The 10,269-nt window shown below is 40.1% G+C and carries 6 protein-coding genes; all 6 read right to left on the bottom strand.

From position 1 onward, the window contains the following. Window position 1: 1 nt before the first annotated feature. The 6 genes from ACOWPH_RS09310 to ACOWPH_RS09285 all read right to left on the bottom strand — a co-directional run bounded on the left by ACOWPH_RS09310 (window position 2) and on the right by ACOWPH_RS09285 (window position 10,216). The gene (locus ACOWPH_RS09310; protein WP_015215113.1) at window positions 2-565 is read right to left on the bottom strand and encodes a hypothetical protein; all 564 of its coding nucleotides are present in this window, start codon (window positions 563-565) and stop codon (window positions 2-4) included. Window positions 566-911: 346 nt separating this feature from the next. After that, on the bottom strand, window positions 912-3,440 hold the full coding sequence (locus ACOWPH_RS09305; RefSeq protein ID WP_015215112.1) for a beta strand repeat-containing protein: 2,529 nt from the start codon (window positions 3,438-3,440) through the stop codon (window positions 912-914). 1,003 nt (window positions 3,441-4,443) lie between these two features. Further along, complete coding sequence (locus tag ACOWPH_RS09300; RefSeq protein ID WP_015215111.1) at window positions 4,444-5,241, bottom strand: class I SAM-dependent methyltransferase; 798 nt, start codon at window positions 5,239-5,241, stop codon at window positions 4,444-4,446. Window positions 5,242-5,249: 8 nt separating this feature from the next. After that, window positions 5,250-6,254 carry an NAD-dependent epimerase/dehydratase family protein gene (locus tag ACOWPH_RS09295; RefSeq protein ID WP_015215110.1) on the bottom strand — a complete coding sequence of 335 codons (1,005 nt, stop codon included), beginning with the start codon at window positions 6,252-6,254 and terminating at the stop codon, window positions 5,250-5,252. Window positions 6,255-6,537: 283 nt separating this feature from the next. Continuing rightward, the gene (locus tag ACOWPH_RS09290) at window positions 6,538-7,749 is read right to left on the bottom strand and encodes a hypothetical protein (RefSeq protein WP_015215109.1); all 1,212 of its coding nucleotides are present in this window, start codon (window positions 7,747-7,749) and stop codon (window positions 6,538-6,540) included. A gap of 169 nt (window positions 7,750-7,918) precedes the next feature. After that, window positions 7,919-10,216 carry an SBBP repeat-containing protein gene (locus ACOWPH_RS09285; RefSeq protein WP_015215108.1) on the bottom strand — a complete coding sequence of 766 codons (2,298 nt, stop codon included), beginning with the start codon at window positions 10,214-10,216 and terminating at the stop codon, window positions 7,919-7,921. Window positions 10,217-10,269 lie beyond the last annotated feature (53 nt).

The following is a 10,269-nucleotide window of genomic DNA, read 5'->3' as shown; positions in this document are numbered from 1 at the left end:
ATTAGCGCACTTGAGTTTGATAAGTGGCTTTAAATGTGGTTTTAGCTGCAATTGTTGGTACTTGTAAGCGGATATTAGTATAAGCAGTTGCTGGTGCTGGTTTAGTTTCTACTGTTCCGTTAGGAAGGGTAACTTTAATAGTGGGATTTTTGACAAAAGTGCGTCCACCATCAATGCTGTAGGTGATAGTGGTATTGCTACTAGTATTAATACTTTTCAAGACATAGGACATTTGTTTGGGTATGGGTTGATTTAAAGTGAGGTTTTTGAGTTGGCGATCGCTCTTATTTTCCCCCTTTAATGTATATAGCAATACATCCCCTGGTTTGACTACGGCTTGATTTTTCAAAGCTTCCCATTTCTTGATTTTATTACCTTGTTGATCCTGCGTTTCTACTTGCTTTTCTGCTACCAACTGCAACTGTAGTTGTGATTGATTCTTAGTATTTTGAGCAGTTGCACTTTCTAACTGAAAGAGAGAAGTTACACCAGGAATTTGACCTATTAATGGTGCTGCCATCATCAAGGAAATTGCACCAATACTGGCAATATAAACTTGTTTCATTGTTATTACCTGCTTTGATTAATTTGCTGATCGGGTTTTTCTATTTTGAGAGGATGTTGAAAAAGTTGTGGCTGATGTATTCACAAATTTTAATCTTCCTAAATCCTCCTTTTTAAGGATGACTTTGAGAAGATTATTTTACCCTTAAAAAAGGATTTTCTTGATACAAATGTAGACTTTGCTAACATTTTCTAAAGCGTTGCTGATAATATCAACAACGCTGGATATAAGTTTCACCAAGTCTGGCTAATTACTGATCATCAGTTTGGTGTAGTTGGTAGTTGCTTTTCTCAATTACCCATTACCAGACCAAACAGATATGATCAGTATTCAGACAGACACAAGATTAATTCATCTTACGTTGGAAAATGAATGTTCTTTGGACACCTGGTGCAACTATTCCTGTGACTTGATTGATATATTTGGTGACATCAGTATTGACTGTAGTACCGGTTTGATCAATACTACCAGTTGTAGCTGGATTACCACTAAAGAAGTTGATCGTAGAAGCACCTGAATCTTGGGCTGAACCAACAATATTGCTAGTATCACTTTGACCATTAGTGTCATTATCTAAAGCCCAATTGTTAGTGCCTGTAGTACCATCTTCAGTAATCACAATTTTGTCAGCGTTCAAAATCACATTACCCGTACCAGCTTGGGCATCTGAAATATTTGTGTACCGAATTAGATACTCAATAATATTGCCTGGTGCTGGAGTTCTGGGTACATCAGTAACAGTGGAATTAGGATCAATACCATTGACGGCAGGTGTAGATTCAAAATTATCTTGACCTGTACCAACTGCTGGACCAGTTCCTTGTAAAATTCGTGAGAGTTTCACCAGTTTCAAGTAACCAGTGTATACCCGGTCAATGGTGATATTTGTTGTCGTAGTACCTGCTACATCAATTGTGGCAGTGATGCGGACTGGGAAGCCAAATTCTGTATCGCCTGCATAATCGGCGATAGTATCAGTTGATAATGGAGTATTCGCTGGTAAATTAACTTCTACACCATAATTAATAGTCGCACCAGGAGCAACATTTGGGATTGTAATTGGTGTACCAGTAGTAGTGAAAGTTCCGGCTCCTTGATCGTAGGTATAGATAACAGATTGGGCATCATAGGTAAGAGTTACCAGTGTTCCATCACGCAAGTCTAATGGATTTACTGGTGCGGTTGGCTCTAGTGTGATATCACCTGGGTCTGTACCACTGTTCTGAAGAGTATTAGTGAAACCAACTGACTGCGGATCAAGTGTAGAACCCGGTGCAGTACCAGCAGGAACAAGGGCTGATTTATTGGTGAAGTCATCATTATTATCAGTTGGACCAATAGCATTTGGTACACCCTGTGGCCCGTTCAGAACTGACGCTGCTCCAACTACTACTACATCGAAGACGTTGGCTTCACCAGCTTCACCAGTACCAGTATTATTGTTGCTTGTATCTGTTCCCGTTGCGGCTAGTTCTGTGTCTGTTACTAAGCCATCAGTAATGGTACTAGTTAAATCATCGGGAAGACCATCAGCATTCGTATCTGTACCAACTGGTGGTGTAGAACCATCGAAGTTACTGGGATTTTGGTCACCGGATTCATCGTAAACTGGGAGATCATTACCTGGTGTTTGACCAAATAATTGGGCGATGTTGATGACTTTTAATGGTGAAGTCGCAGTTGGCATCGCTAACTGAATCGAAAAACCATTGACTGTTGTACCAGGAGCAATGGAAGTTATGGTATTGGTTTTGTTGATAAAACCAACGCGGGTGATACCTGCCAAGGTATCAGCACCTTGTAAGGGGAAACGTTTCCATACTGCTGTATTGGCGTTAAACGTCGCTGGATCAGATGTGGTATAGACTGCGTCCCAACCAGTAGGCGGAGTGGGTGCTGCTGCTAGTTGTGTACCTGCGGGAATGGCATCAGAAACGAGGATATAAGAACCATTAACAGTATCAACATTGATGGTTGTCCCGGCTAAAGGTGCTGGGGTGATGCCACTGCCAGTGACATCATTGCTTTCTACGCGCAAACCTAAATCATAGGTTAGTGTGTCATCTGTAATATTATTTACAGTTGCATTATTGTCGTATTCACTACGCACTTTGAGAATGGTAGCTAATGCATAAGTTTTTGCTGTGACACCAACTTGAATATCCTGAACTGCGCTGGCTTCCCGTGTCCCGTTGATGGGTGGGCCATCTGCTTCATTAGCAGCAGCATCCGGGTTATCTACTGTGTATACGTCACCACCATTTGGGATGCGAAGTTGGTTTTGAGCATTACCAGGGGTGTTACCTAAGGTAACTGCAATAGTTTCCCCTGTTTGAGCGCCTACTTGTACAGTTATTGGCACACGAACCAAGACAGTGCCATTAGGAGCAACTGAGGGTGTGATTTCTTCAGTATTAGTAATTTCTATCCAAGTTGTGCCGCCGTCAGTGCTGTATTGGAGATTATTCGCTGTAGTAGCGCCGGGTAAGGTTCCTGATACTATACCTGGACCAGTGGTGGTGGCTAAGTTAGGAATGCGGAATGTGGTCGGGTCGTTACCAACGTTGGTGATTGTGTAGGTGTAGATTAATAGGTCTCCAACTCCTACAGTTCCACCGTTGTTATCTACTATTCCTGCGGCTGAAACGGTTATACCTGCGACTTCTGCAACGGTGATAGTGACGGTGTTGGAGGTAGTATTTAAGGTTGTTCCTGGGCTATTGGGGTCTTCGTAAGTTGCGGTTGCGGTGTTGCTAATAGTTTCACCTGCGGTAGTTCCTTCTGCCATTGCAGGTGCTAGTAATTGGAAAGAACCATTGGCTAATAATGCGATCGCAACTAAAGAACGGTAAAACTTGGATTTTTGATACTTCACTGTTTCTTTCGGGATGTATTGAATATTTATTGTTGTTTCTGTTGGCTACTGACTGGAAGCGCGTTTGATTCGATGACTCAAGGCCATTCAATGTCAACAAGTTCCGAAGTAATCAGAGATTAAGTCACTAGTCGCGTAACTGAATCAGTTACTTGAATAAAACTGCTAATACTGACATTGCTTCTTTAATGCACATACGAAGAAGACATCAATAGCCTCTAGATAATATTTGTACCCACATAGTAATGGAAAAATATCATTAATTGAGCTATTCACATCTCAAGTATCTAAATATAAATACTTGGAGGTTGTGCTGTTGTCAAAGTTGCTTTTTTCACCTGAGAACCTAGGAAGATTTAGGTGGTTTTGCTACTGCTGTATGACATCATATCAATAATAAAACAGCGATGTATAAATGTAAAATATTTTTTATGTAAAAATTTCAAACCTGCCTAAGCTTGACGGAATTTTAGATAAAAGAAAGGTATAGTGCAGCACTATTTATATAGTATTACTTAACTCTTGTAATTTTACTAAGAGGGGACAAACAACATCAAAATTGCTTGACACTAAAGACATAAGTGCCATCTGAATAAGGGTTTTAAGGATTTAATCCAAACTTTATAATTGTCACTTTATAACCTATAATTAACCGAGGAAGATGCAAAGTTTTGTACTAAAAAACACACTTGTTTGCTGATTAAATCTTCAAACCAACAGGTTTTTAGATATTATTTTTACTTATATTAAGATGTGATTTAATGTTGTCTACGCACAAGTACTAACAATAGTAAATATACGGTCGTATTCAAGCTGAATTCTTGCGTTTTACACCGTAGCATACTAATGTTACATACATAGGACTATTTGTAGTTAGATAGCGATTGCTACACTCGCCGTAGCGATCGCCAAAAGCTTAAAAAATACCTATATTTTTTGGAAAAATACAAAAGATATCCGCTTAAAAAATGTAAGACCGAGTAAACCGTCCCTCTTGGCTTAATTAATCGAGGTGTGTTGGAGTTTGACGCTTTTCAACAACTGGATTTTTGATTGCTTGGGCTGCAACCATGAATTCAGGAACATTAATAACGCCTCGAAAGCAAAAATCGCGCAGGAGTTGCCATCCTCTAAGAGTTAAAAATTGTTCACGCATATTTGGCCTAGCAGCTGGATAGAGTTGTCTCCAGAGCAGAAGATCCCTACGAGTCAGACACCAATCATCACAACGGTACTGTTCTACCAAAAAACCTGCTTTTTCAAGCAGTGCAAACACATCCTCCTGACTAAATGCATGAAGATGATAGGGGTCTATATGCCGAGTTTCACCGAGAGGGACTGACAGTAACAACTTACCTTCTGGAAGCAGGAGATAGCGGAGACGATCTAGAAATTTGTCAGGATGGATGACGTGTTCTATCGTCTCAAAAGAAACAATAACATCAAAATGCTCCTTCCACTCGAAATCAAGAGCATCAGCACAAACAAATTCTACATTATTTTCTTGATAGTGCTTTCTGGCATATTGTACCGTTTCTGGACATATATCTACACCTACCACAGCGATCGCACCAGCAAGACGAAGCATCTGACTACCGTATCCAGTCCCGCAGGCAATATCCAGAACCCTTTTTCCTTTTACAAAGCGTGTTGCGGTTTCATAACGCCGGAGATGGATCTCAAAAAGCTTTTGACTGGCTGGATCATTTGGTATCTGTTTAGGGATGAGGCGTTCCCAGGTAAAAGGAAGACTTTCTGAATCTGTAATCGGCTCAATAGGAACATTGTGTTTATAGTTCATCGTTCCACCTACTTATCTAAAACATTCAAGTCCACTGTTTGTAGCCATTCCTGAGTGCGTCGCATTCCCTCTTCCAAATCAATTTTTGGTTTATAGTTTAATAATTTCTCTGCTTTAACAACCGAATAAGCATAGGGGCGAGTGATAAAATCTAAAGTTTCCGGCACAATATCAACTTTCTGACCCAAAAGCTTCTGTCCCTGATAGCGCAACTGAATTAGCAGTTTGAGCTCATTTTTAGGCAGAGAAGAAGGTGCCGACAACCCAGCAATATCAGCTAAACGCGTAAAATATTCTTGCCAAGAAGTCTCTTCTCCGTCAGTAATATTAAGAACTTCTCCATAGGCTTCTTTTTCCATAGCCAGAAAGATGGCATCTATGAGATTGTCCACATAGAGATGATTCATCACTCCCTGTCCATTGTTTGCCAACAGAAATATTTTTTGGCGCATCATTGCGAGTGGTCGGACTACCCAGGGGTAGCTCCCAGGCCCGTAAACATCTCCTGGTCTGAGGATAATAATATTAAAATCAGGTGGCGAATTGAGTCGTAAAAGTTCTTTTTCGCTTTCTATTTTGGTCTGACAATAGGGATGATTCTCCGCAAAAATTGGCCCGGATTCAGTGACGTAATTGGGATAGTTATAACCATAGACTATAACACTGGAGAGATGAACAAAGGTTTTAACACCTGCATTCTTAGCCGCTTTAGCCATGTTAATTGTGCCACCAACATTGACATCACGAAATTCCTTGAGTGATCCATGTTCTTTGACAATAGCAGCCGTATGTAGAACTATATCCACATCTTGGCAAGCCTTGCGGACAGCAGCAGGATCAGTGACACTACCAACAATTACCTCAGCACCTAGTTGTTGAGCTTTTTGAGCCTGGAGTTGAGAATGTTGTAGCCCCCGGACTTTCATTCCTTTTGTGAGAGCGATCGCAGTGGCACGCAAACCGATAAACCCACTGATTCCAGAAATAAGAAGCGTTTTTTCAGAAAGGTTCATAGAACTTACTCATCAAACTTTAGATTGATATGAACTGATGTAAGCTCTGGGAGATCGCTTACCTTTTGCATTCTGCTGAAGTTCATCATTACTCATTTTTTCTACTATTTCTTCCGAGCTAAGAAAGTAGACAATGTAGATCCAGCAGGGCCCCCTCCGATAACAACGACATCATAATGGCTGTTATTCATAAAATTGACCTGCTTTAATTCCATATTAAGTACTGGCGCGATTTTATTTTTTGTGCGATCGCAATTACCTTGGTCTAAATCAACCAAAACATTCAGGTAGCAGACCGAGAGAACTGCTCAAAACCCTGAATGTTATCTTGGATAGCCTTGCTAATTGATCCTCCTGAAGCCATAACGCGCATTTCACGATTAACCGGCCACAGATAGTCAACATCTTGAAAAAACCGCCGCAATTCGGACAAGAGACGTTGATGAGACTTAAGTACAGCATGAAAACCTTCGTGTTCATGACATAAGGATTTTTCTATCCAAGATAGAGCTTCTTGAGCAGACATATCAAACAGAGGTGTTCTGAGTACTTTGTATATCAAGGGCATAATCAAAAGTTTATCTGGATAAAAGCTCCCAACTGCGGCCCCAGACAGAGTATTGAGGACAGTTACTTGCATCATGTAAATTGACAAATTAGCCATGAATTTTTCATAGGCTGTTGGCTTGGGGAAGTCCTTATACAAATCGTGAGCAATCAGTTGGGAAGTAGTAGTATGGAAAGATTCATCTAAGAAATGGTAATGAGAAACAGCTAGAGGAATAGGAATAAACGCGCCTTTCTTCTCTAACTTCTTAAAATACTGGGAGCGACTATATTCTGTAAGTTTGAGAATCATATTAGCGATGAAGCGTAAGGTATAGTACTGGGATGCTAAAAAAGGTGTACTACCCCAATTGAAACTGAATAAATGTCGCATGATTCCAGGTGATAAACGCCCAATCATTCCTCCTTGCATTAGCTGAGATTCTTTTCCTGAGAAAGGATTGCCAATGATGATATCACCTAGTAAACCTATCTCCGTCTGATTAGCAATAGTACGAAAAGCCTGAATATGGTAGCGTTCTTGAGAAGTTTCAATATCCAATTCATGGCAGAGAGTTTCGTAGCCACCTAGACTATAAAAAACGCTACTTGTAATTTGATTGTAAAGTGCGGTATTAGTTTCACTTGCAGCAGTTAGGTTGTAACCTCCAACCCAAAAAAGATGATTAAGAGCGATCCTTTGGGTAGGGGAAGCCGCTTCGTAAAGTGGAGTACCGTATAAAATTGAAAGCTCAGGTTCACTCCAATAATAATCTCTGTTGCTGCTGTAGTTGAAGTTATTTTTTAGCTCAGTTATTTTCTCTGTGTAATCTGATTCAGTATTATTTTTATAGTTGATTTCATTAAGTTTCAAATGTTTTTTAACTTTGTTCTCAGAAACAGCAGAGGATGTTTCATTTGTTTCAAGTTGTTGGATCATCTCTGTCATAAATACTCCAAAAAAGTTATCGAAAATAAATATTTGATGTCTAAAGTTTGGTAGATATAGCCTTTCCCACTCTAGTTAGATACAAAATTACCTCTCCCCAACCCTCCCCTTGGTAAGGGGAGGGTGCGCGACAGCGCGGGTGGGGTGTATTTCATGAGCTTGGGAATTGCTATAACATGACATCAAAATCAGATACTATTGATTTTCCCGACGCGGATAAAGCCGAACTTCCCTCTAGACCCCCATTGAGGATATTCTTCTGAAAATTGTTACCTAAAAGGCCACTACTACCACCACAACTAGATATTTCATTTTGAATTTCAGGCTTTGAAATCTTGCTCAAATCTTGTAACTTTCCTGATTCTAAACTTTTGCCTAAAACAGCATTGATAATTTTATCGGTAAAACTGCTGCTCAATATTTCATTTTGGATTTCATGTTTTAGAATCTCACCAAAGTCTTTGATCTTTCCTAAATCAGAACTTTTTCCTAGAAAATCATTGAGGATGTCATTCTTCAAATCGTGGCTAAATATTTCATTTTGAATTTCAGGCTTTGGAGTTTTATTGAAATCTTTTAGCATTCCAGAAGCCAAACTTTGACCTAGATCATTATTGAAAATGTGATTTTGAGAATTCCTATCGAAGACACCAAAACTGCTATCACAACTTGAAATTTCATGTTGAGTCTCATACTTTGAAGTTCCACTAAAGTCTTCTAGCTTTCCTGAATTGGAATCGAGCTTGGCTACCCAACTATCCACAGATCCAGCATTGATACCCCCTAAAGATCCCTCAGTAGTTCCTATCACGAATACATTACCAGTCTTGTCAATGGTAAGACTAGTGGCAACATCAGACTTAGAAGTTCCAAATTGTTGAATCCATAACTGTTTACCGTTACTGTTAAACTTAGCTGCCCAGGCATCATTAGAACCGAGATTCTTGCCTCCCAAATTGTTGTCAGTATATCCAACTAAAAAGATATTGCCATTTAAATCAATCTTCATATCCAAGGCAGCATCATTACCATTAGTACCGAACTGTCGAGTCCATAGAGAATTACCATTGCTGTCATATTTGGTAATCCAAGCATCCTCAGACCCAGCATTCTTACCCCCCAAATTACCTAAAGTCCATCCTGTGATATAGACATTGCCCTGACTATCTGAATCAATTCCCTTAGGAAATTCATAATCTTTTGTGCCGAACTGTCGAATCCATTCCGACTGACCATTTTTGTCATTCTTGGCCACCCAGACATCATATAAACCAGAATTTTTTGCTCCCAAATCACCCATTGTCCAACCTGTAGAGTAGATGCTGCCATCATTACTGACAGCAAGACTGTAAGCTTCATCAAAAGCGGAACTGCCAAACTGTTGAAACCATTGCTGGTTGCCATTACTGTCATATTTGGTTATCCAAACATCATCGGCAAAGACATCAGGTTCAAAAAACAGCCCTTTCTGCTGTTGTTCAATGGAGAATCCTGTCAGGTAGACATTGCCATCCTGATCGACTTTCATATCAAAGGAGGCATCAATTAGCCCATTTCCAAACTGTTGAAACCATTGCTGCTTGCCACTACCGTCATACTTGGCTATCCAGATATCATAATTTCCTTCTCCTTGGTTAAATTCCCCCAAATTGCCTTTTGTCATTCCCCCCAGGTAGAAGTTGCCTTTATTATCAGTGGCGACGCTAGTGGCAAAGTCAGATTTGTCAGTCCCAAACTGTTTAATCCATTTTTGATTGCCATTGCTGTCGTACTTGGCCACCAAAACATCATTAGATCCAGCATTAGCTGCTGCTAAAGAACCACCTGTAACTCCTGCCACAAATAGATTACCATTAGGATCTGTGGCTGAACTGATGAGGGAATCAAAACTGCTAGATCCTATTTGTTGAATTTTCTCTAGTACAGGCCCTGGGGGCGGGGTGTCGCCTTCATACTGAAAATAGTTTTCCTCAAGATGCAAATGATAATTCCCAGGCAAAAAGGCAATAAGGTCAGGTACAGTTCCTTGTTTCCAAAATATCGCCGTCCCCAGAGGAGATTTTACTAGTTGGTAATCTTCTGGGCAGCCGTGAAGTTGAATAGTATCTTGTTTGGGGTTGAAGTCTAAAATTGAAGCGAATTGTTTGAAACCGAAGTTGAGTTCTTGAGCATCAGCATAATAGGGTTGTTTCCAATCACCTAGAACGAATCTGTCGTTTCCGTTAAACTGACTACCTTTCTGTAGCGCCATTAAATCGCCATCACCTAGCATAATATCAATTTGCAATTGATCAGGATTATTATCGCCAGGTTTCAAACCAATAAAGGTATCATTTCCAGTGCGACCCCACATGAATTCACTATCTTCGTTCTTCAAAAGCAAGTCGCTACCAGGTGTGCTTACATTTAAAAGGTTTAAAATTGTGGCATTGATTTCACTTTCCAAGAGGGTCAATATATTTTTCATGTATTCCAAGCTGGAGTAGTACTTAAATTTTTGAGTGAGCCTCTTGGGAAAAA

Source organism: Anabaena sp. PCC 7938 (genome assembly GCF_049315035.1).
Classification (GTDB): Bacteria; Cyanobacteriota; Cyanobacteriia; order Cyanobacteriales; family Nostocaceae; genus Anabaena; species Anabaena cylindrica.
This window is presented reverse-complemented; position numbering and strand designations above follow the sequence as displayed.